The 23,047-nt window shown below is 43.0% G+C and carries 17 protein-coding genes; 12 read left to right on the top strand and 5 right to left on the bottom strand.

Going from position 1 to position 23,047, the window contains the following annotated elements; translation table 11 throughout:
- Nucleotides 1-35: 35 nt before the first annotated feature.
- The 6 genes from NSS82_RS22010 (at nucleotide 36) to NSS82_RS21985 (ending at nucleotide 8,779) form a co-directional block, all read left to right on the top strand.
- Complete coding sequence (locus tag NSS82_RS22010; protein WP_036685755.1) at nucleotides 36-995, top strand: ABC transporter permease; 960 nt, start codon at nucleotides 36-38, stop codon at nucleotides 993-995.
- Between the two features lie 17 nt (nucleotides 996-1,012).
- The gene (locus NSS82_RS22005) at nucleotides 1,013-1,909 is read left to right on the top strand and encodes a carbohydrate ABC transporter permease (protein WP_036685756.1); all 897 of its coding nucleotides are present in this window, start codon (nucleotides 1,013-1,015) and stop codon (nucleotides 1,907-1,909) included.
- Between the two features lie 91 nt (nucleotides 1,910-2,000).
- Nucleotides 2,001-3,836 carry an ABC transporter substrate-binding protein gene (locus NSS82_RS22000; RefSeq protein ID WP_036685758.1) on the top strand — a complete coding sequence of 612 codons (1,836 nt, stop codon included), beginning with the start codon at nucleotides 2,001-2,003 and terminating at the stop codon, nucleotides 3,834-3,836.
- 134 nt (nucleotides 3,837-3,970) lie between these two features.
- On the top strand, nucleotides 3,971-5,716 hold the full coding sequence (locus NSS82_RS21995) for a sensor histidine kinase (RefSeq protein WP_036685760.1): 1,746 nt from the start codon (nucleotides 3,971-3,973) through the stop codon (nucleotides 5,714-5,716).
- Complete coding sequence (locus tag NSS82_RS21990; protein WP_076106488.1) at nucleotides 5,709-7,115, top strand: response regulator transcription factor; 1,407 nt, start codon at nucleotides 5,709-5,711, stop codon at nucleotides 7,113-7,115. Before NSS82_RS21995 ends, NSS82_RS21990 begins: the two co-directional genes overlap by 8 nt.
- Nucleotides 7,112-8,779, top strand: a complete 1,668-nt coding sequence (locus NSS82_RS21985) for an extracellular solute-binding protein (protein ID WP_051491407.1) — start codon at nucleotides 7,112-7,114, stop codon at nucleotides 8,777-8,779. The genes NSS82_RS21990 and NSS82_RS21985 overlap by 4 nt, the downstream gene beginning before the upstream one ends.
- 59 nt (nucleotides 8,780-8,838) lie before the next feature.
- Here NSS82_RS21985 and NSS82_RS21980 read toward each other — a convergent pair whose 3' ends face one another.
- A complete protein-coding gene (locus NSS82_RS21980; protein ID WP_036685765.1) occupies nucleotides 8,839-9,258 on the bottom strand; it encodes a MarR family winged helix-turn-helix transcriptional regulator in 420 nt (139 codons plus the stop codon).
- Nucleotides 9,259-9,422: 164 nt separating this feature from the next.
- Here NSS82_RS21980 and NSS82_RS21975 point away from each other — a divergent pair, with 164 nt between their 5' ends.
- Nucleotides 9,423-10,883: an MFS transporter gene (locus NSS82_RS21975; RefSeq protein ID WP_036685766.1), complete on the top strand. Its 1,461-nt coding sequence runs from the start codon at nucleotides 9,423-9,425 to the stop codon at nucleotides 10,881-10,883.
- A 33-nt stretch (nucleotides 10,884-10,916) separates the two neighbouring features.
- On the opposite strand, the gene NSS82_RS21970 is transcribed toward NSS82_RS21975, so the two are convergent.
- Both NSS82_RS21970 and NSS82_RS21965 read right to left on the bottom strand, forming a co-directional pair.
- Nucleotides 10,917-11,984: a glycosyltransferase WbsX family protein gene (locus tag NSS82_RS21970; protein WP_036685768.1), complete on the bottom strand. Its 1,068-nt coding sequence runs from the start codon at nucleotides 11,982-11,984 to the stop codon at nucleotides 10,917-10,919.
- A 13-nt stretch (nucleotides 11,985-11,997) separates the two neighbouring features.
- The gene (locus NSS82_RS21965) at nucleotides 11,998-13,035 is read right to left on the bottom strand and encodes a glycosyltransferase family protein (protein WP_076273016.1); all 1,038 of its coding nucleotides are present in this window, start codon (nucleotides 13,033-13,035) and stop codon (nucleotides 11,998-12,000) included.
- 207 nt (nucleotides 13,036-13,242) lie between these two features.
- Here NSS82_RS21965 and NSS82_RS21960 point away from each other — a divergent pair, with 207 nt between their 5' ends.
- Nucleotides 13,243-13,653, top strand: a complete 411-nt coding sequence (locus tag NSS82_RS21960; protein ID WP_232061415.1) for a hypothetical protein — start codon at nucleotides 13,243-13,245, stop codon at nucleotides 13,651-13,653.
- An 89-nt stretch (nucleotides 13,654-13,742) separates the two neighbouring features.
- Here NSS82_RS21960 and NSS82_RS21955 read toward each other — a convergent pair whose 3' ends face one another.
- Together NSS82_RS21955 and NSS82_RS21950 are read right to left on the bottom strand one after the other, a co-directional pair.
- On the bottom strand, nucleotides 13,743-15,098 hold the full coding sequence (locus tag NSS82_RS21955) for a PFL family protein (RefSeq protein WP_244886527.1): 1,356 nt from the start codon (nucleotides 15,096-15,098) through the stop codon (nucleotides 13,743-13,745).
- Nucleotides 15,099-15,115: 17 nt separating this feature from the next.
- Nucleotides 15,116-15,385, bottom strand: coding sequence for an ACT domain-containing protein (locus tag NSS82_RS21950; RefSeq protein WP_036685776.1), 270 nt, complete (start codon nucleotides 15,383-15,385; stop codon nucleotides 15,116-15,118).
- Between the two features lie 217 nt (nucleotides 15,386-15,602).
- Here NSS82_RS21950 and NSS82_RS21945 point away from each other — a divergent pair, with 217 nt between their 5' ends.
- From NSS82_RS21945 to NSS82_RS21930, 4 genes are all read left to right on the top strand, one after another.
- Complete coding sequence (locus NSS82_RS21945; RefSeq protein WP_038572367.1) at nucleotides 15,603-17,234, top strand: diguanylate cyclase; 1,632 nt, start codon at nucleotides 15,603-15,605, stop codon at nucleotides 17,232-17,234.
- A gap of 61 nt (nucleotides 17,235-17,295) precedes the next feature.
- A complete protein-coding gene (locus NSS82_RS21940; protein WP_036685780.1) occupies nucleotides 17,296-17,676 on the top strand; it encodes a response regulator in 381 nt (126 codons plus the stop codon).
- Complete coding sequence (locus tag NSS82_RS21935; protein WP_076273015.1) at nucleotides 17,654-20,914, top strand: ATP-binding protein; 3,261 nt, start codon at nucleotides 17,654-17,656, stop codon at nucleotides 20,912-20,914. The genes NSS82_RS21940 and NSS82_RS21935 overlap by 23 nt, the downstream gene beginning before the upstream one ends.
- Before the next feature lie 234 nt (nucleotides 20,915-21,148).
- The gene (locus tag NSS82_RS21930) at nucleotides 21,149-23,005 is read left to right on the top strand and encodes an assimilatory sulfite reductase (NADPH) flavoprotein subunit (protein ID WP_076100412.1); all 1,857 of its coding nucleotides are present in this window, start codon (nucleotides 21,149-21,151) and stop codon (nucleotides 23,003-23,005) included.
- Nucleotides 23,006-23,047: the final 42 nt, after the last annotated feature.

Raw genomic sequence — 23,047 nt, 5'->3', positions numbered from 1 at the left:
AACGTAATCAAAATCTGGGTATAGGAGATTCCGACATGGGGGTACCTTCTGGTGAATTACTTCCCAGCGTCGATCCGGTTCATCGATCCCGCTGGAAGATGAAGAACAAACATAAATTGTTCTTCATGGCTTTTCCGTTTCTTATTGTCACCTTTATTTTCTATTATCTGCCGATCAGCGGATGGATTTATGCATTTTATGATTTCATTCCCGGAATACCGTTGTCTGACACGCCATATGTCGGGTTGAAATGGTTCAAGACGATTGTATCCAATCCAACACAGACCGCAGAGGTTGTGCGCGTGCTGAAGAACACTCTTGCCATGAGTTCACTTGGACTAATTACCTCGATATTTCCAGTGATCTTTGCGATTTTTCTGACCGAGATTAAGTCAGGCTGGTATCGCAAGATGGTGCAGACGCTAACCACGATTCCGAACTTTATCAGCTGGATTCTGGTATATGCATTGGCCTTCTCGTTGTTCTCCGTTGATAACGGGGTCATCACACATATTTTAGTGCAGCTTGGAATCGTTGATGAGGGTTATAACTTTTTAGCCTCCAGCTCGAATATTTGGGTCACGATGATTATTTGGTATTGGTGGAAATCGTTAGGCTGGGGTGCCATTCTCTATCTTGCTGCAATCGCAGGCATTGATCAAGAATTGTACGAGGCCGTTGAGGTGGATGGTGCAAGCCGGTTCCGTAAAATCTGGCATATTACCATTCCGGGTCTTGTCCCAACCTTCTTTGTCCTACTGCTGCTCTCCATAGGTAACCTAGTCAATAACGGGATGGAGCAGTACTTTGCCTTTCAAAATGCGATGAATAAAGATTCCATAGAAGTGCTGGATCTTTATGTATACAATATTGCGTTCGCTAACAACTTTCCGTTTGCCACTGCTGTCAGTATGCTGAAGTCGGTCGTCAGTGTAATTCTACTGTTCGCGGCAAACACCTTATCCAAGATGGTGCGTGACGAATCTATCATTTAAGGCAGGGGTGATCCCATTTGAGAAAGAAAAAACTAACTTCTGGAGAATTAATCTTTCAAATTATTATCTACACACTCTTTGGATTGTTCACCCTGTCATGCATTTATCCATTCTACTATTTGTTCATTAATACGATCAGTTCGAATGATCTTAGCGCAGCGGGGTATATCAAATTTTATCCAAGGCAGATCCATTTTGATAACTATAGTAAGGTTCTAAGAATCAGTGGTTTAGGTCATGCGGCGACAGTCTCTATTTATAGAACAGTTGTTGGTACTTTGCTCACCGTTGGATCTTCGGCATTTCTTGGGTACTTGTTCACCAAAAAGGAAATGTGGGGCCGGAGTATTTGGTACCGCAGTGTTGTAGTCACGATGTATTTCAGCGCAGGGCTGATCCCATGGTATATCACCATGCATAACTTGCATCTGACTAATAATTACCTGGCTTATATTTTGCCAACTATTATTACTCCTTTTAATATCATTTTGGTCAAAACCTTCGTCGAGGCTATTCCGCCCTCACTTGAGGAGTCGGCGTCAATGGATGGAGCAGGTTACTTCCGGGTGTTCTGGAGTATCATTGTTCCTCTTACAACACCTATCTTGGCTACGATTACGATTTTCTCAGCGGTGAATCAGTGGAATGCCTTTATTGATACGGCGTTTCTAATGACAGATACGAAATACTTTACGCTCCAGTTCTTATTATGGCGTTATTTGAACGAATCCAGCTCGCTCGCAGCCTTAATTCGTAATTCACCAGATATGGCCGCTAGTGCAGCAAATATGCAGACTCCAACCTCTGTGCGGATGACTGTAACGATGATCGTCGTATTGCCGATTTTGATCGTATATCCGTTCTTCCAACGCTTTTTCGTCAAAGGAATTATGATCGGTGCGGTTAAAGGCTGATGGGTGGCCGCTCTGGACCAGAACTGGGTTTTCCTCTGCTATAAGCAGAGTTGAACTATAAGTGAAGAGATGAAAGGGAGGGTATAAAGCAATGAGATTAAGAAGAGCATCGCTTGTCATGCTATCCGTAATCCTGGTCTTCGTTCTTGCAGCATGTGGCGGGGGGAATAATACGGCTAATTCGGGCAAAAACACGAGCACAGAGAAACCTACGTCGGCTGCCACAAATGCCCCGGCGGAGGAGACAGCAGCACCGGATGACGGAGCGCTTGATCATTCCAAGCCGCTGAAGCTGACTGTATTCTCAACAACCGCTAACTATGCCGGTCCACAGACCGGATGGTTTGCAAAAATCATCAAGGATAAGTTCAACATTGAAATGGACATTGTAGCTTCAAACCTGACTGGTGGAGATACCAAAATCTCTGCAATGATGGCTTCCGGTGATCTTGGAGATATCATTATTTTCGGTGACGACAAGAACCACTATCCAAATGCCATCAAAGGAAAGCTGCTCTTGGACTGGACACAGGACGGTCTTTTGGACAAATACGGAAAAGACATTTCTAGCACTTTCCCAAAAGCTATTGAGAAAGCAAAGGTAGCTTTTGGCGGTGGATCATCAGTCTTTGGTATGGGGAACAGCGTAGCTTCTAACCCATCCGGACCTTCTGAAGGAAAAGATATGACTTGGGGTCCAGACCTGCGCTTTGATCTTTACCAACAAATTGGAGCGCCAGAAATTACAAAGATTGAAGATTATCTGCCTGTGCTGAAAAAAATGCAAGAGCTCGAGCCTAAGAACGAACAAGGCAAAAAAACCTATGCTTTCTCGATGTGGTCTGATTGGGATGGCAACTATAAAATGACATTGGCTAAACAGTTCGCAAACATGATGGGCTATGACGAAATTCCTGATACTGCTGTGTATGTTAAGGCAGATGAAGAAAAGTATTATGACTTTTTATCCGAAGATAGCTGGTACATGAAATCGCTCAAACTGTATTTTGAAGCTAACCAAATGGGGCTGGTTGATCCGGACTCTATGACGCAAAAATTCGACGATGTTGTAGCGAAATACAAAGATGGTCGTCTATTGTTCTCTTGGTTCCCATGGCTAGGAGCTGCTAACTACAATACACCAGAAAGAACAGCCGAAGGTAAAGGTTTTGCGCTAGTTCCGTTCAAAGATGAATTGATGTATTCCACAGGCTTCAATGTTTACGGTGGTAACGGTATTATTGCAATCGGCGCAAAAGCTAAGGAACCTGCTAGAATTATGGAATTCATTAACTGGATGTACACACCGGAAGGTGCAATGATTTCTGCAGGAAGTGGTACAGCAGTACCTAACGGACCTCAAGGTCTGACCTGGGATATTGATGCAAACGGCAAACCTGCAGTGACTGATTTTGGTTGGAAAGCTTATACTGATCAACAGAATACTCAAGTTCCTGCTGAATACGGCGGTGGTGACTACTACTATGGCTCCAATCAAATGAACTTCTCGTTTGTGGTTCCGGCGATGGTGAATCCAGAGAATAGTGAGCCATTCGATCATAATCTGTGGACAACAACCCTGGAACGTAACCCTTCCAAGCTTGATAGTGACTGGAGAGCGAAGATGGGCGTTCTGACTCCTAAGGAGTATTTTGAGAAAAACAATCTATTGGCTGTAGCACCACAAGGCTTCACTGGCAAAGAGCCGTTAACCATGGATAAAACAGTGGAACAAAAGAATAAACAAATCGGTACGGTTATTCAACAGATTTCCTGGAAAATGGTCTTTGCTAAAGATCAAGCGGAATATGATAAGTTGAATAAAGAAATGCATGATAAGGTAAATGGTCTTGGTTATTCCGAAGTTATGGATTTCTCGATTAAAAAGGCTGAGGAATTGTTCGAGGCCCGTAAAAGCGTTAAATAAACACGGCTAGTAACTATAAAATAAGGCGGGGCGGCGTGGAGGCTGTTCTGCCTTATTCTATTCAATTAAGGATAAATGTGGTATTCTCACATTAATATAAAACGCTTTCAGATAGAAAGAAGAGGATAATCCAGATGGTAAGAGTACCCCTGCGGAGTCATACTCCAGCTGTCAAATCCTTACGCAATACCTTATTTATCTATCTAGTAATCGGAACACTACTTCCGCTTCTCTTAGTAGGATTCGTAACCTACACCTCTATTTACTCCATCCTTTCAGGTAAAATTGGCAACGGGATCAGCGCTAGTCTGAGACAGGAAGCCTCAAGCCTGGAGAATGCCATCGACAATATGGATTTTGCCTCCAAGCAGTTTGCTCTGGACGGTCAGATTGTGCAGGAGATGTCCTCATTTATTCAGGAAAAACAAATTTTTCGCAAATCGCAAATGATGAATTCCATCAACCAGAAGATCAATCTAGTCAATTTTACGAACCCTTATATTGGACTTACAGCCTACATTATGCCGGACAGCGATGATCCCGTTCTGTTTACCAACATGAGCGCACGCAGAAATTTTGATATCAGTACATTGCCGTCCTTTATGCGATATAACGGGGCTGACTATTATGGACCACACCCCACTATGTACGCTGTTGGTGACAATCTCGTGTTCTCGGAGCAGCGGATTGTCCGTGTGCCGGGCCAGCATAAGCTTTATATTTATTTGGAGACGAATTATAGTTTGTTTCGCAAAATCTTCAATCAGGAGTCCTACGGGATGAAAGTAAATCATCTGCTGGTTAATCAGCAAGGTAACAGTACAAAAGTGATCGACGGCAAACTTCCGCTAAGTATTATTAAAGCTGCGGGAAGCAACTCTAATCTCACCCATGAAACGCTTAGTGGATATCATCTGTTTCGTTACGCGAGTCCTCAGGGCTGGAAACTTATTGCCGTTGTGAAAAAATCAGAATTCAACAGTGAAATTTATTCTTGGTTTTATAAAATGATCTTACTTGCCTTCTCCACCCTTCTTTTTGCCGGATTTCTGGCTTGGATCATCTGGAGGAAAATTTATGGTCCGTTGCGTAAGGTTAACCTTGAAATCAACCGAATGGCGGAAAATGTTACCGCTCCGGTAGCCTATACGAATGTGGAAGAATTTGATTTTGTGCTTACCAACTTTCAGCAGATGAAAAAACAGGTGAATGAGCTGATTGTTGCGGTTGCCCATAATGAGAAGCAGAAAAGCCAATTTGAGATTGAGAAGTTGCTCAGCCAGATCAATCCTCATTTTTTGCATAATACCTTAAATACGGTACAGTGGATGGCCCGGTTAAACGGCCAGAAGGAGATCGACAAGCTGGTCACTCTTCTTGTAAAGGTGCTGCATTATAATCTGGGCAAGCAAAGCATCATTGTTACCATTGGCGAGGAAATTGAAGCGATTCGAAATTATATGGAGCTGCAGCGTATTCGTTATGATTATGAATTTGAATTTAACGTTGAAGCTGATGAGGATGTATTGTCTGTGGCTGTCCCGAGATTTTTGCTTCAGCCTCTGGTGGAGAACTCGATTTATCATGGATTAAGCGATAATGGCAAGGTAGATGTTGAGATAATGAAACATGGTGAAGGAGAAGTTCAGTTATGTGTAAAAGATAACGGAGCTGGGATGGATGCAGATACATTAGATCAGCTGTTGTCTGATGATGGAGCAAAAAAACGGGGACTTGGAATTGGTTTTTCATATGTGAACCGGATGCTTAGAACCTATTATGGAGAACAAATGAAGCTAGAGATGTTCAGTAAGCCAGGAGAAGGTACGGTTGTATCCATTGTGATTCCGAGGAAAGGTAAGGAGGACTTCGATGATTAAGGCTGTAGTTGTCGATGACGAGAGACTCGTGCGAAAAGGCTTCATATCCCTGATTGATTGGTCATCCTTAGGGATTGTTATAGTTGGGGAGGCAGGTGATGGTAAATCTGCTTTGGAGCTGCTTCAACAGCAGGAAGTAGATTTATTATTTGTGGATTTGACCATGCCCGGCATTTCAGGCTTCGAGCTTATTAAAATGGTTAGACAACGGTTCACAGGTATTCGCTGTGTTGTCCTTACTTGTCATCATGAATTTGACTATGTTCAGGAGGCTATGCGTTTAGGTGCCGTTGACTATATTGTAAAAACACTGCTTGAGATGGAAAATGCGGATGAAACTATCAGACGTCTTGTCGATCGTATTAAATGGGAGGACAATACGCGGGATGCTCTGGTTCGTGGGGAGAGTAAACGTATGGCTGCTGATAAGGCTCTGCTATATTTGCCATTAAATCATCAATGCAATGAAGAAGAATTATTTCAGCTGTCCAGCGTGAAAAATAATCCGCTTATTACTTTTCATGAGATGTGGATGTCGCCCTTATTGCATCGTTTCTCAATAGATGAGAGCAAGCGTGAACTAAAGATCCAGCTATCCGGACGATGGCAGACCGCACTGATCAGTGGATTGAGAGATCAACCGTTGCAGGAACTGGAGGAACAGCTCACTGCGAAATTACGCCGTATTCTATTTTATCATCCTGAACCTGAGGATTTGACCTCATTGAAATATGAAGACATAAAGAAGGAACCAGGGGCTCCCTATTCAAAACAAGAGGCGGATAATCTGTTGGAGCAAGCACAGAATTTGAAGTGGACAATTGATGGAAAGGAGTGGGAGAAATTTGTAGCAAACATACTTCAGCAGAAACCCCGTTCTGATCAGTTTCTGGCGTTTGCACACTCTCTAATACAAAGTTGGAGTTCTTTACTTTTAAAGCCTGAAGATGCTGCTCAACTGGAAAAGGACATTTCCCATAATCTGAACTGGTGTCATTGGAAGAACTGGCTGCGGCGATTTTCTGATCATGTGGGACGAAGAATGCTGGAGCTTGGATTAACTAAAGAGGTTATGTCCTGTCTTATTCGCGCAGTTCGTTATATGCAGAGCCATGCAGGTGACAAAATCAATCAGAGCGACGTAGCAGCCGTCATTAATATGAGCCGTGGTTATTTCAGCCAGTGTTTCGCTCGTTTTGCCGGAGAGACATTTGGTGAATGTTTACGGGGAATGCGGCTGGAGCTTGCCAAATCACTGCTGCTGGAGACTACACTTCCCGTCTGTGAGATTGCTTCGCGGTCCGGTTTTGAGGATGATCGTTATTTCAGCAGATTGTTTAGAGAACGTATTGGTAAATTACCAAGTGAATTCCGTGCGGAGGGGAAAAACCAAATATGAAATTTTGGAAATCTATCCTCCTAGTGTTTATGGTCATTGGAATGACATCATGTCGTGACAATATCGGTACTGTAGATTCAGTTGCAAGCCCTCAGGCAGGGGATGAAGATACTTCTATCGCTTATAGTAAATATGAGGATCCGATTGTGATCCGGGTGGGATTTAAGGTTCCCGACTCGCGACTTAATACAGGTGACAGCAACGATAACAATCCAATCACCCGTTATTTAGAGAGCATTACGAATATCAAAGTGGTTCACTCCTGGGAAGCGAAGGGTGAGGATGCTTTTACGCAAAAGGTGCAGCTTGCCATTGATAGCAACGATTTGCCTGATGCCATGGTTGTGGATCGGGATCAATTGAAGAAATTAATTGATAATGACATGATTGAAGATTTGACAGAGACATATAAAATATATGGATCTGAACTTATCAAGGATATGTACAATTCTACAAAGGGAGAGGCGTTAGAGGACGCTTCCCGCGACGGTAAATTATATGGATTACCGAATGTAGCTATTGATGCAGACTCTCCCGTGCTGCTCTGGGTACGTCAGGATTGGCTGGAGAAGCTGGAGCTGCGACCTCCACAAACTTTTGAAGACATCGAGAAAATTGCCAAAGCTTTTATTGAAAAAGACCCTGACGGGAATGGAAAAAGAGATACCGTCGGTCTAAGCGGCTACAAAAATATCGTATATGGAACTAAACCATTAGTTAATGGTCTGGATGCTGTTTTTAGTGCATTTCATGCTTTCCCCACGAATTGGATTAAGGATAACAACGGAAATATCGTGTATGGCTCCATTACACCAGAAACCAAACAAGCGCTTGCTAAACTTGCTGATTGGTATAAACACGGGTTGCTGGATCCGGACTTTGCACTATATAAGGAAACTCAGGAGCCTATTATTACAGGTAAATCAGGGATGTTTTTTGGTCCTTGGTGGATGCCTTATTATCCTTTGTCAGAGGCAGTGGCTTTGGATACGAAGGCAGAATGGAGAGCATATGCAGCTCCAGTTGATGATTCCGGTAAGTTTGTCGCTCATTTGGCTCCGGTAACAGATCGATATCTTGTTGTGCGTAAAGGGTTTGAACATCCAGAGGCTGTAATCAAGCAATTGAACGTGTTTACAAGACTCGAAAGAAGACAAGATCCTAATCAAGAGGAGGTAAAAAAGCTGGGTGATTTCTCTGCGCAGACAGGCATTCAGCTGCGTGCTTATTATCCGTTCGATCTTTTGATAGATTATAGGGATGCGATTGAGAAACATTATGCTGATATCCAGCAGGCTTTGCACGGAAAGATAGACCCGGATACATTAAATTCTGATACCCGGCTCATTTATGATCAATGGGTAGCGGAAACAGAGCAGCCCAAAAAAGATCTTGAAGGCTGGAAAGCAGCGAATGCGTATAAATATGGAGTAGCTGTGTTAACCTCAACTGCTATAGAGGGAGTGCGTGGGGTCTTTTATGGGAACACCCGACTTATGAAGACCAAGTGGCCGGAACTGCAGAATCTGGAGAATGAGACGTTCTTAAATATTATTGTGGGTGATTCACCGCTTAGTGATTTTGATGTGTTTGTAGCTAAATGGAAGAGTATGGGCGGGGAAGAGATTACGGAAGAAGTTGCTGAAATTGTAAAGCAAAAGTAAACGTAAAAGTGGGATGCCTCAACAGCCGAGTGGCTTTGGGACATCCTTTTTCTTATGTTCTATTCTTCGTTTGTACTGATTTTTTGCAGCAGGAAATGTAGTTGCTCTACTTCTTCATCGGTTAAATGGCCCACAAGGCTTTTATTAAATTCATCTAAGATGGACTGTAAAACTGGGAAGAAATCGATGGCTTTCGGGGTAGGATATAGAAGGTGGGAGCGTCGATCATTAGGATCGTCTTTGCGCTCGATATATCCCGAATTCTCTAATTGCTTCACAGAACGTGCTGTAGTTGCTTTATCGAACTTCAATTCGGCAGTTAACTGATCCTGAGTAATGCCTGGCCGAGAAAGAATCAATTTAAGAAAGCTATGCTGTCCACCACTACCGATTCCATAAGGGACAAACTGCTTAACCAGTTTCTTTTGATTTTGACGGTGAAGATGGGAAATTAGCTTCCCGATAGGCTCTCTTGCCAATATAGACACCTCTTTGGGTTATAAGTTCGCTCATTTTTTGCCTTGAAATAAAGTGTACAATAAAGTCGTTGCGCACGCAACTAAATTGTTGTACACTGGGTATGGCGAGTTTGGTTGCGTGCGCAACTAAACGGTGATTATTAATATTTAATGAGGTGTTAGTTATGAGTTCTGTAAGTGCAACCTACCAGGAGGATAAAGAAATTCAGAAGAAGCGCTGGATGATTTTAATTGTTCTGAATATATTTACGTTTATGTCCACCCTTGATGGTAGTATTGTCAATATTGCTCTGCCTGAGCTATCCAAACAACTGAAGTTGCCCATGGCGCAAATCGAATGGGTAACTACAGGTTATTTAATGGCGATCTGTGCAGCGATACTTTTCTTCGGCAAGCTTGGAGATATCGTAGGAAAGATTCGAATCTTTAAGATTGGCACCATTATATTTGTTATTGGATCTATGCTGTGTGGGCTTAGTGTAAGTTTACCAGCCTTGATCGCTTCACGTGTTATTCAAGCCTTGGGTGCTTCGATGACCATGGCGAACAGTCAGGGAATTGTTACGGATATCTTTCCTGCCACGGAGCGTGGTAAAGCCCTTGGTTTCATTGGTACATTCGTGTCTCTGGGAAGTATAGCTGGTCCAAGTTTAGGCGGGATTATGGTTTCCACCTTAGGCTGGGAGTATATCTTTTGGGTTAACGTGCCTATTGGTCTGATCGCTATATTTTTTGGCTGGAAGGTATTGCCTAAGGATTTAACGAGAGTGAAATCTTCGATTGATGTGCCGGGCAGTTTACTGTTCGCTGTTTTTATTATTACTTTGTTCGCAGGATTATTACTAGGACAACAGCTAGGGTATGGTAACAGCTTAATTGTTACATCAATAATTGTTGCTGTCGTCAGCTTCATTGCTTTCATATGGACGGAGCTTCGTAGAAAAGAACCGTTGTTGCAGCTGTCATTATTTAAGAATCCGTTGTTTTCTTTAAGTATATTATGTGGTTTTCTCGTATTTACAGCGAATTTCTGCTTCAATATTATCGCGCCGTTTTATGCACAGAACATGCTTAATTTATCGCCATTCTATGCAGGCTTCTTGTTAATGCTGTTGCCGATATGTATGGTAGTCGTGGCTCCAATGAGTGGTGCGCTATCGGATAAAATAGGCTCTGAATTTTTGACTTTTGCGGGGCTGGTGGTCATGGTTATTGCACAGTTCGGATTAGCACAGCTTCATGTAGGAAGTTCTGTTGTGCTGGTAGGTGTGTGGATCGCTATGCTGGGTATAGGAAGTGGCCTGTTTCAATCGCCGAACAACTCGCTTGTTATGTCTAAGGTACCAAGAACACAGCTTGGTTCTGCGGGTAGTGTCAATTCGTTAGTTCGTAATGTCGGTATGGTTGTCGGCATTACAATTGCTACTACAATTCTTTTTCAAGTGATGAGCAGTGAAGCCGGCTATAGAGTGACAGGGTTAGTTCCCGGCCGGCCAGAGTTATTTATCGAGGGTATGCATGTAGTGTTTGTAACCTCGGCATCCATATGTCTAGTGGCTGCTTTATTAACTGGCTGGAGATTGGTGAGTGCAAGAAGCGCCAGAGTGCAGTCATCGGAAAGATAACATAAAATGAAAAAGATCCTTCTGGCGCTACGGCTAAGAAGGATCTTCTTTGTGATGAAATTGTAGGGCTTCCTTAACGGCTTGCAAGTATTGATATTGATAACGCTCATCCGGTTCCAGATAGGCGCCTTCAGCCCATTCATTCCAGGCGTTGATATAAATATATTCACTTTTGAACATTTTTTTGGCGCGCTCAATTTGTCGTGAAAGGTATTGGCCGAATTTTTGAGGATTAGCACCTAAGGTGCTTTGTCCGGCAGGGCCTTTCCGTGGTGTGTTATCCCAGTTGACAAAGGCTCCCGGATATATGATTTCTCCGTCCCTATGGGGTGTCCGCTCCAACATGGATTCCCATAACTCATCATAATCAATTACGATATGCCTCTGATCCTCCACCTGCTTTGAGCTCCATAAATGCTTAACCCCGCCATGTGCGAATGTGTAATGCGGCTCAAATTCCAGACTGGCATCGAATCCTTGCTCTTTCTGTAGGGGGAAACCGCCTAGTGTCCGGACCAGATGAAGTCCTTTAAGTCCGTTCTGCAGAGCCAATTCGCGCCAATATTGAAGCATTTCTTCACAGCGCGGGATACTAGCAGATCTATAAATGATAAAGACAGGCTTATCTTCTACCCGGATATAACGATCATCTTTGAAGGCTTCCAGCAACGCAAAAAAGTGCATTCGCCAATCCCGTTCTTCTCCGTATTCCTGTGGCATCAGTACATCCTCTTCGGTGCCATCCCAGCTACGTGTCCATGGTTCGTTAGCCCAAGAAAGGCAAAAGGGGAAGTCAGGCTCTTTGCTCGCAAGAATCTGCTGAACCGGTTGTTCCAGTAGTCGCCTGCCATTAAACCAATAGTGATAATAACAAAAACCGTAAATGCCATGAGCCCTTGCAGTCTCTGCCTGCCATTGTTTCACTTTAGGATCCGTTAAATCATAGTAGTTATTATTTAATGGCTTCTTGGGCTGATCATGTTCAGGATAAAGGGCTGCAGCCTTCCTGACATTTGTCCATTCTGTAAAACCCTCACCCCACCAGGAATCGTTCTCTGTGATCTGATGAAACTGAGGCAATACAAAAGCAATGCATCTCAAGTCATGCCACCCCCTATGGTTCCTTGAATATTTTTCTCAGCAGTAACTTTCCTTGCTGGATATAAGAATGGTTATATTTAAGTTCCTTTAGAGCACGAGAGGCAGAAATTCTCCTTTCTTCACTATGTGAAAAATAGTGCTTAAAGCTTTCGGAGAGCTCTTTGAAGTTCTGGAAACGAATGAGATCTTTTTCTGCAATTCGGTAATTATGAAGATGGGGATGATCCTCCACTAACTGAAATACACCGCAAGCGGTGACCTCCATAATCTGCTGCATAGAACCAGTGCAATTGATGACGATTTTTGCTCCATTATAATAACTGGACATATCTTTACTATGGGTGATATCCAGGAAATTTCTGGGGGGGGCCCAACCACGCCCGGCGATCATTACCTTAAGGCCTTGAAGCAGGTCTGAATACGCCAACGTGTAAAGCACACTATCGATTTGAAAATCGCCGAGAATGAGTACGTCACTCTGATAACAGTCCTCCACACGTCTTGGATAATAGAGATCCGTATCCGCAGCATATGGGAGATAACTGGAATGTTTGCCCCATAAACCCTGATAATAGATCAGATTAGCTATGTTCTGTGTGAAAATATAATCGAATAACAATGCCAGATTACGTTCTGTTGGAGTAAGACAAGCTGCATCTGCCATCCATACCGCTTTGGGAACGTTGGAAGTTTTCAGAGCAGGGAGGTTCTCCTCCGGAAATAGGGTCTCCGATCCTAGAGCTAATATTAGATCAGGTTGAAAATGGGCTAAATATTCCTCCAGATTATGCTGGAATTTAATAGCAAGTACTTCTTTGACCAAATGCCTTAGTTGATCTTTAAAAAGTCGTACATTAGGCATTTTATCGCTGGCCTCTGTAGGAACCAGCAGCAATATTCTTAATTGCTTGAGTTCCCGTTGCAGCGGCTCTGCTCTATAAGAGTTCATCTCAAGGATGAGGTTATGGTGTTGCGATGGATTAACTTGGCTGATGGTGACTTCGTGACTTGAAGGCCTTTCAGGAGTGAGCCTATTAGCTGTCTTCTTCATAATTCCTCCTGTATTCTGTGGAGCCAGTCGTCCGCTCTAGCACCGAGTCTTGCTAATCATTATATGTGTAGGGGGTTATTTTGACTTTAGGTATAAGACCATTAATCAGAGCCCTGAAGATAAAAAGCGGATTTAGTGAAAGCTGTATATCTATCTATGACAGGGCTGGCTTGTTTAACATAAGATATGCTATAAAACCTGAAAGGGATGATCGCCTTGCCAACCTTCGATAACGTTCTAGTTACAGGAAGTCAGACCATTCAAAATGATCTGCACGTTAATGGAAATGAGACTATCGATTCGAATCTTCATTTGAATGGTAGTCAGACCATAATGGGAAGCCTAAATGTGAACGGCAGTGAATCCATACTTGGTCATCTGGGGGTAACCGGTGAAATTAGCGGGGCAGGCACCATTAGAGCTGCAACCCGGTTGATCGCTACGAACCAAGCAACATTGCCACCAGGCGCTCCTACCAGCCTGCAACAAGTTCGATACTTTTCTGTAGGTGCTGTAGGTCAGACTGGTCTCGTGCTGAAGGGCACAGATGGAAATGATTATGTATTATTTATCGATTTGACTGGCGGAACACCTAATATTGGCATCCAACGGGCTTAATCAAGGTAAACTAACATTCTCAGCATCAGATTAATAAAAAACAGCAAGTCTCCTAAGTACAAATAGGGACTTGCTGTTTGAGGTTTCTATTAATTCTTAAAGCTATGAATTGGAGCTGGGATTCGTCCGCCACGATTAATGAAGTTCGCGCAGTTGAAGCCGTTCACTGCCATGACTGGTGCATATCCGAGCAGGCCGCCAAATTCGACCATTTCACCTACGTCCTTGCCGATTACTGGAATCACGCGAACCGCAGTGGTTTTGTTATTCACCATGCCGATTGCAGCTTCATCCGCGATGATACCGGAAATGGTCTCCTTGGTGGTGCTTCCTGGGATAGCTATCATATCCAGTCCCACGGAACAAACACAGGTCATAGCTTCCAGTTTCTCTAGTGTAAGGGCACCCCGCTGAACGGCTTGAATCATGCCGTGATCTTCACTGACTGGAATAAAGGCTCCACTAAGGCCACCTACATAGGAGGAGGCCATCACGCCACCTTTTTTAACATTGTCATTTAGGATCGCCAGAGCAGCGGTTGTTCCCGGTGCGCCAGCTTCCTCCAGACCCATGACTTGAAAGATTTCGGCAATGGAATCTCCGATTTCTGGAGTAGGGGCTAAGGATAAATCGATAATCCCAAAAGGAACATTCATCCGTTTGGAAGCCTCTTGAGCAACTAGCTGACCGACACGTGTGACTTTGAAGGCTGTCCGTTTAATGGTTTCACATAAGGTTTCAAAATCCTGCCCTCGAACCTCTTCAAGCGCACGTTTGATTACACCAGGACCGCTGACGCCAACGTTGATGACACATTCCCGCTCCCCAACCCCGTGAAATGCTCCGGCCATAAAAGGGTTGTCCTCGACTGCATTACAGAAGACTACCAGCTTGGCGCAGCCGATGGAATCCCGATCCTTGGTGCGTTCTGCAGTTTGGATAATAATGTCGCCCATTAATTTCACAGCATCCATGTTGATTCCACTTCTGGAGGAACCGACATTGACCGAGGAGCAGACTCTTTCAGTGACTGCCAGTGCTTCAGGAATACTGTCGATCAGAATACGATCGCCTTTGGTGCAGCCTTTTTGTACAAGTGCAGAGAAGCCGCCAATAAAGTTAACGCCTACCTCTTTTGCAGCCTTGTCCAGGATTTCAGCAACAGGTACATAGGTATCTGTCTTCACCGCACCAGCGGCAATAGCGATGGGTGTGACAGAAATCCGTTTGTTAACGATAGGAACCCCAAATTGTCTTTCCAGATCTTCACCCGTCTTTACGAGCTTTTCAGCGGATCTGGTGATTTTGTCATATACATTTTGATTAAAGGTGCGCATATCCGTGTGGGCACAATCCATGAGGCTGATCCCCATTGTTATGGTACGCACATCCAGATTCATTTCACGAATCATCTTATTCGTTTCTTGTACTTCCACTAGTGATATCATGGTCAGCCATCCTCCTAGATTCGGTGCATAATATTAAAAATATCCTCATGCTGAAGCTTGATTTCCACGCCAATCGATTCGCCAAGCAAATGTAATTCCTCTACGATATTCTCAAAAGCTTTAGTTGAGCTAGAAATGTCTACAATCATCATCATGTTAAAATAATCCTGAACGATCGTCTGCGAAATATCCAGAATGTTCAAATTGTGTTCGGCTAGATATGTACATACTTTAGCAATAATCCCTACTTTATCTTTTCCTAATACAGTAATAATTCCCTTCATGAATACAGCCTCCCTTTATATTTATTGATTTCACCGTGTATACGGAATGAACCATTCCAACTATTATTGCAAATGATGAAACAAGCTTCAACCAAAGGTTTTTTGTCAGTTTGATTAAATATTTATTTTGACAGCTGAAATTATAGAAAATTCATTTGACAGCCTATAAAAAATGTGATGAACTGAGAGTTTGATATGATAGTCTGAAGGAGTAAATATGACTACACAAAAATATAAAGACATGGTTGAGCAAAGAACGAAGATGACCCTCCAGGAATGGACGGAACAGGCGGAAGTGAAGGAAAAGGACATTTATCGTTTTTTGCATAATTTAAAAGGCACTGCTGGAACTGTCGGATTACCAGATGTCGAACAATTTGCCGAGGATACGCTGCCCTATTTCATGGAAAGCAGTCTTAAGAGTTGGTCGGTTGAGGAATGGGGGGATTATTTATATCCACTGATTCCATTGTTTAATGTCCATTCATTGGCAGCTTCAAGCTCTGTTAAAGCATTGGATAAAAAGGGACCTGCTGAGACGCTCACGCAGAATGATATTCTTCTTATCGACGACGATGTAGAGTTAGTTGCTTATCTGAAAGAGTCGTTGGAGAAGCAGAATTACTATGTAAGCATAGCCTTATCTGCTGAACGGGGACTCAAAATCTTTTATGAAACGAAACCAGATCTCATTCTGCTGGATATTCTTTTACCGGATAAAAGTGGGATTGAGGTGTTGAACCAAATTATCGGCAAGGCTAAAAAGGAACGAATTCCCATTATCATTATAAGTGGGGAGTACTCCAAAGCGACGCAAATGCATGCGTATTCGCTGGGGGTGATGGATTTTTTACCGAAGCCTGTAGATATTGATTTATTTCTGGTATTGATCAAAAATCGCTTTCAGCTTAAGAGAGAATGGCAGGAGTCCATCATCGTGGATGATTTGACCGGCGCATTCAATCGCAAACACTTTAATCAAGTCATGAAGCAGTTGATTGGTGATTTTAAGCGGACCAACCGCGTATTTTCGTTAGCGCTGATTGATTTGGATTATTTTAAAAACGTTAATGATACATATGGTCACCTAATCGGAGACGAAGTTCTGCAGGGCTTTTCCGAGCTTGTGAAGAATTCCATCCGTCTGGAGGATACCTTTTGCCGTTATGGGGGAGAAGAGTTTGCAGTGTTCTTACCTAACACGGATGCGGAATCTGCAATGTTGGTTATACAGCGTATTCAAGAGCGGTTTGCGGCTACTGACTTTTTTGCGAAAAATGAAATCTTTCATGTGACCATCTCTAGCGGGATTTCTGAGGTAACAGATGCCGAGAATATAGCCGATAAATTGATTGAGGAAGCAGATCAGGCTCTTTATGCCAGTAAGCATGCTGGAAGGAATCAGACAACGCTTTATTCGGACCATTTATCCACTACTAAAAAGCATTCGGTTCTGAATGTGATTGTTGTAGATGATGATACGCTAATTCGTAGAATTGTGACCAGTCAGTTCGCCATTTGGGAGCCGGATAATATTGCTGAGGTGAAGGTTAGCAGCTATGCGAATGGGCTTGATTTTCTGCAATCGGATTGGTATGCCGTGGATGAGAAGTATATTATTTTGCTGGATGGTGTGATGCCTGATCTGGATGGAGTAGAAGTTCTGGAAAGAATCCGCAAAACGTATCCGGAAGTAAATATATTAGTGATCATGCTGACGGGAAGAAATAATCAGGCGGATATTGTACATGCCCTGCAGATGGGTGCCGATGATTATGTAGTGAAACCGGTTCATATGCCTGAGTTATTGTCGAGAATAGAGCGGTTGGCTCATAGATTTTTGTTCTAATTGGTTTCTGAATATGTTGTGAGCACCAGGAGAGATCTAAAGCGGAGGGAATTAGGCAGCTATGCAAAAGGTAATGGTAGTGGATGATGAAGAAGTATTACGAATGTTAATTGTAGACACCTTAGAAGATTTGGAAGACGTGGAGATCCATACTGCCGAGAACGGATTAGAGGCGCTTTCAAAATTGTCACAGGATCATTATGATTTGGTGATATTGGATTATATGATGCCTGAAATGACAGGGATTGAAGTCCTAGGCCAACTGGATGATGAGAAAAAGAAGGCTACAGCTATTTTAATGTTAACAGCCAAAGCCCAAGATGTAGATCGTCTTCGAGCGGTAGATGCAGGCGCACGTTATTTTATGCCAAAACCTTTTAGTCCGATGGAACTCTTGCAGATTGTGGAGGGGATCCTAAGTGACAAAGGGAAGCAGCTCTAATCACAGTATTAAAAATAGATATTTTCGTATCATTGCCTTGGTTTTTTCGTTAATCATTATTATGGGATCTGTATTTTTATTTTTCATAAATAATGAGCAGAACAAATTAAGTAGAGACCGTGAAGTTCTGCAGAATAAGGCGGACACGATTAACGAATTGGCGACTGCATTAAATGAGGTTTTTTTCCGAGCGAGGGGATTCAGCGCACTTAAGAGTGCCAATGAATTAGATCTCCTAAACCTAGGACTTGTTAACTTTGATAAGATTCTGGATACCTATTCTAATCTCAATTTATCTCCGGAAGAAGCCTTGTTTAGAGATGGTTTGAAAGCATTTTATGTTCAGTACAAAACTAAAGTTTTACCTGAAGCGATTCGGTTTGTCGAGGCAGATGATTATGTGTCTTTGAGAGCTCTATCCGCAGATGGGAACACGAAATCAGTGAATGATTTTTTAATGTATACAAAAGAGTACAAGCAACGATCCGATGCCGCATTAAATACTATGGCTATGGATTACATCAAACGTGCCAATGAATTTACCTTTATCGCATTCTTTTTCAGCACGATTATTCTGCTAATCTTCACCTTTATGATCTGGCGGATTCTGAAGAACCTTATAGATCCTATTCTGAAGCTGGAAGGGGCAACCCATTCCCTGGCTGCAGGAGAAGAAATTCTTCTGGGCAAGCTTAAGAATCAAGATGAAATTGGCCGACTTTATGATGCTTTTCTTAATATGGCTAGAAGTATTCAAGATAAAGAAGAAGAATTGATGATGCAGAATGAAGAGCTGCATGCGCAGCAGGATGAACTTCAGGATCAGCAATATAGGCTGCAACGCTCGCTTAGTGAAATTGAAAGTATGATGAAAGCTTTGGATCAATCGTCTGCGGTCGGGATCCTTACTGCTAAAGGTGTCTTTACCTACGCGAATGATAATTTAAGTGGATATACCCGCTATAAAAAGTCTGAGATTATCGGTTACACCTATAAGTTATTTGAACTTTATAATATCTCTGACGAGGGTTATCAGAAAATTTTTAACAAATTAAATACAGGCGGAGTGTGGAACAATGAGCTGCAGATTCTAGCCAAAGACGGATTGCCCATCTGGCTGCAACTAACGATTGTGCCGTACCTGAATGAAGAGGGTATGATTTATCAATACATCCTTATTGCGAACGATATCACCTCAATGAAGAGCGTGCAGCAGGAGCTAGCCGAAACGTTAAAAAATACAGAACAGACCAAGATGATGCTTGAGCTTAATAATCAGCTGAATCATGATATTACTTATACCTTGGATAAGCATGAATTTGCCGATAAGTTTATTGAGTTTATGCATCGCCTGTATGCCTTTGATTCGAGTTTCTTCCTGCTTGTGAAAGATAATATCGCGGCTGTGAAAGGCATTCCGCAGGAGAATGTGGAGCGTTATCTTGATCATGAGAACAATGAGATGTTATATCGCTTGCAAGCGGAAAAAACGTACCTAATCAAGCGTTTGGCCACACAACCAGAGCAAGGGATTTCTGCGAGTGAGGTCTATGTTTACGACTTCTACACTACTGTTGTGAACGCAGAGGATGAGATTCTTGCAGTGTTCTGTGGCAGCCGGATTGGTCATTCCTTCAGCAAAGAAGAGATTAATGAGGTTCAGGGGATGATGAACCGCGTAGCGCTGGCGATTGAACGTTTATTCATGTATGAAGAGATTGAACATGGACGAAAGCTGAATCGGGACATCGTAAATAATGTGAACGAGGGCATACAATTTGTGAATACAGAAGGTATGCTCCTGCAGATGAATAAAGCGTTGAGCAACATTTTTAATTATGAGTGGACAGAAGGAACTTTGATTCCCCGACAGAAATGGATGGATTATTTCATCGAGCACTCGAATGAGAACCATGAACTTCGGATGTTTTTTGAAAAAGCGATTGCTGAGGATGCTCTGGAATCCAGCAGCATGCAATACTCCATTGGAACTGAATCGATGAAGCATATTGATGTGTATGCGATCCCTGTATTCCGTCGCGAGCTGCGTATTGGTACATTGTTTGTCTACAGAGATATCACTAGAGAATATGAGCTGGACCTTATGAAATCTGATCTTGTCAGTACGGTAAGTCATGAGCTAAGAACACCGCTATCGAGTGTGCTTGGTTTCACAGAACTGCTATTGTCTAAGACCATGAAGCCTGAGAAGCAGCTTAAATATCTGGAGACGATTCATAAAGAAGCTAAACGACTGACGGAGCTCATAAATGATTTTCTTGATTTGCAGAGAATGGAGTCAGGTAAGCAGCAATATATCACGGAGCATTTGAATCTCAGTGAAATTGTATTAGGCGTAATTGATCAATATAAACTGAGCAGTACCCATCATGTGCTCCTAGTGGATGAGGCTTTGAATGCGGATGTTGATGTGGACAAGGATAAGATTGTCCAAGTTCTGACGAATCTGTTAAGTAATGCGATTAAGTTCTCGCCTGATAACAATGAAGTTAAAGTACTGCTGCATAACGAGTCGGATAGGATTATTGTACGTATCCAGGATAATGGTCTTGGCATTCCTAAGGATCAAATAGGACAGCTATTCCAAAAATTCAGAAGAGTGGATAATAGCGCCTCTAAAAGAATTGGAGGAACAGGACTTGGACTTGCTATCTGTAAGGAGATCATTGAGAAGCAAAAGGGAAATATCGGTATAGATTCCGTAGAAGGAGAAGGCACTACCGTCTGGTTTAGCCTCCCTATCCTCCATGCGGAAGCGAGCCGGCAACAGGATGAGCTTAATAAATGGAGCACCGATAAAGAGCTCAAGCCTAATGTAATGATCGTTGAAGATGATTACAGTCTTTCGTTGCTTTTATCAGAAGAGCTTAAAGGGAAGGGCTTCCGTGTTACCCATCATTACCATCCACAGCAAGCTTTTGATCAGGCCTTGAAAACACCATTTGTGGCGATAGTGGTAGATTTGATGTTGGGTGAAGAGCTGGATGGCTGGGATTTGATCCGAATGCTTAAAGAAGATCCAAGAACTGAAAATATCCCTATCGTTATTTCTTCTGCTCTGGATCAATCGGATAAGAATCAATTAAACGATGTAATTCAAAAATATTTAACTAAACCTTATCCGCCCGGCGAGCTATCGAATACGCTTGAGGAGATAGTGAAGATTAAGACGGGGATCGGCGAGGTGTTATTTCCCGAAAGTAAGCAAAAATTATAGCTTTTATTTATCACAATATTTTATAAATAGTATCACTTTTTATAATGAAACCGATCAAAACAGGTTAAATCATACTGTTTTGATCGGTTTTTACGTACTATATAGATACTTTTTCAATAAATTACAATTATTAGGTTAAATCGACATCATTGATCGTTTACAATTATTGTGATAGCCTGATTTCATGAGGTACGGATCATCAGAAGATTTCATGTTTAGGAGAGGTGGATATTGTTGCAACTACAGGTAACGAACAGTCCTTTTAACGAGAGCCAAGTCGAGCTACTCAATCGTCTTCTACCATCCTTAACGGAGACACAGCAAATATGGCTTAGCGGTTATTTGTCGGCCATGGGCCTTACTACTGCACCATCGGCAGGTGCCGGGGTTCAAGCAGTGCAATCAAATACGATAGGAAATGCGGAAGGTAGTGCCGTTAGTCAACCTGTAGCTTCACGTGAAGTGACCGTGTTGTTTGGGTCCCAGACAGGGAATTGCCAACGGCTGGCTGGGAGCTTGTCCCGCAAGCTGGAGGAGCAAGGATTTCAGGTCACGATCACTGCGATGAACAGCTTTAAGCCCAATGCACTTAAGAAGGTTGAGAACCTCCTATTGCTGGTCAGTACTCACGGTGAAGGCGAGCCGCCAGATAATGCACGGATGTTCCATGAATTTCTCTATAGCAAAAGAGCCCCTCAATTAGAGAATCTGAAGTTCTCAGTGTTGGCACTGGGGGATACCTCTTACGAATTCTTTTGTCAGACCGGCAAAGACTTCGATCAGCGGCTTGAGGAACTTGGCGGCAAGCGGTTAAGTCCGCGTGTGGATTGTGATCTTGATTATGATGATTCGGTTACCGAATGGTTTGAAGGCGTGATTGGTGCCTTAAATGCACATTTAAATGCTCCGGCCATTGCGGCAAAAGCGGTTCAAGCTGCGGAAGACACAGATTCTCAGGAGCCTTTGTATACCCGCAACAATCCTTTTAAAGCGGAAGTATTAGAAAATCTAAATCTGAACGGACGCGGTTCCGACCGGGAGACCCGCCATTTGGAGCTATCACTAGAAGGCTCTAACATACAATTTGAGCCAGGGGATGCGCTGGGTGTCTACCCGGAGAATCATCCTGAATTGGTAGACGCTATTATTCATACTATGGGCTGGAATCCTAATGATATTGTTCCATTTAATAAAAAAGGGGAAGAAGGTTCCTTACGTGAGGCACTTCTTCACCACTATGAAATCACTGTATTAACCAAACCGTTGCTTGAGCAAGCGGCGAAGTTATCTTCTTCTAACAAACTAAAGGATTTATTGGCGCCAGAACGTGCGCAACAGCTTAAGGAATATATTCAAGGCCGCGATCTGCTCGATTTGGTTCAGGACTTCTCTCCATGGGAAGGTTCAGCCAGTAACTTTGTGACTATTTTGCGCAAGCTTCCAGCACGACTCTATTCAATTGCTAGCAGCTATAAAGCTAATCCAGATGAGGTTCATTTAACGGTTAGAGCTGTACGTTATGAGGCACATGGCCGTGAGCGTTATGGGGTCTGCTCGGTACATTGTGCTGAAAGAGTCCAGCCGGGAGATACGTTGCCCATCTACATTCAACATAATCCTAACTTTAAGCTTCCAACAAATCCTGATGCGCCGATCATTATGATTGGACCGGGGACAGGCGTTGCACCCTTCCGCTCTTTCTTGGAGGAACGTGGCGAGCTTGGGGTGGAAGGTAAATCATGGCTGTTCTACGGAGATCGGCATTTCGTGACGGACTTCCTCTATCAGACGGACTGGCAGAGAATGCTAAAAGACGGCTTGTTAACTAAGCTGGATGTTGCTTTCTCCCGTGATACCGAAGAGAAAGTATATGTTCAGCATCGCATTCTGGAAAAGAGCCGCGAGGTCTACGAATGGCTGCAAGCGGGAGCTCATATTTACATTTGCGGTGACGAGAAGCATATGGCACATGATGTTCATTCTGCTCTGATTACTGTCATCCAGCATGAGGGTGGGCTGAGTCCTGAAGAAGCGGCAGCTTATTTGGATAATATGCAGCAGGCGCAGCGCTACCAACGTGATGTTTACTAATGGATAGAGGAAAGTTATCGAATGACTTCGGGGGGAGATAAC

Source organism: Paenibacillus sp. FSL H7-0735 (assembly GCF_038008505.1).
Taxonomy (GTDB): Bacteria; Bacillota; Bacilli; order Paenibacillales; family Paenibacillaceae; genus Paenibacillus_AQ; species Paenibacillus_AQ odorifer.
This window is presented reverse-complemented; position numbering and strand designations above follow the sequence as displayed.

Excerpts from the sequence above, each read along its gene's own strand:
- NSS82_RS22010 (WP_036685755.1), top strand. The coding sequence starts at position 36 with ATGGGGGTACCTTCTGGTGAATTACTTCCCAGCGTCGATCCGGTTCAT.
- NSS82_RS22000 (WP_036685758.1), top strand. The coding sequence starts at position 2,001 with ATGAGATTAAGAAGAGCATCGCTTGTCATGCTATCCGTAATCCTGGTC.
- NSS82_RS21995 (WP_036685760.1), top strand. The coding sequence starts at position 3,971 with ATGGTAAGAGTACCCCTGCGGAGTCATACTCCAGCTGTCAAATCCTTA.
- NSS82_RS21990 (WP_076106488.1), top strand. The coding sequence starts at position 5,709 with ATGATTAAGGCTGTAGTTGTCGATGACGAGAGACTCGTGCGAAAAGGC.
- NSS82_RS21985 (WP_051491407.1), top strand. The coding sequence starts at position 7,112 with ATGAAATTTTGGAAATCTATCCTCCTAGTGTTTATGGTCATTGGAATG.
- NSS82_RS21975 (WP_036685766.1), top strand. The coding sequence starts at position 9,423 with ATGAGTTCTGTAAGTGCAACCTACCAGGAGGATAAAGAAATTCAGAAG.
- NSS82_RS21965 (WP_076273016.1), bottom strand. The coding sequence starts at position 13,035 with ATGAAGAAGACAGCTAATAGGCTCACTCCTGAAAGGCCTTCAAGTCAC.
- NSS82_RS21960 (WP_232061415.1), top strand. The coding sequence starts at position 13,243 with ATGATCGCCTTGCCAACCTTCGATAACGTTCTAGTTACAGGAAGTCAG.
- NSS82_RS21950 (WP_036685776.1), bottom strand. The coding sequence starts at position 15,385 with ATGAAGGGAATTATTACTGTATTAGGAAAAGATAAAGTAGGGATTATT.
- NSS82_RS21945 (WP_038572367.1), top strand. The coding sequence starts at position 15,603 with ATGACTACACAAAAATATAAAGACATGGTTGAGCAAAGAACGAAGATG.
- NSS82_RS21940 (WP_036685780.1), top strand. The coding sequence starts at position 17,296 with ATGCAAAAGGTAATGGTAGTGGATGATGAAGAAGTATTACGAATGTTA.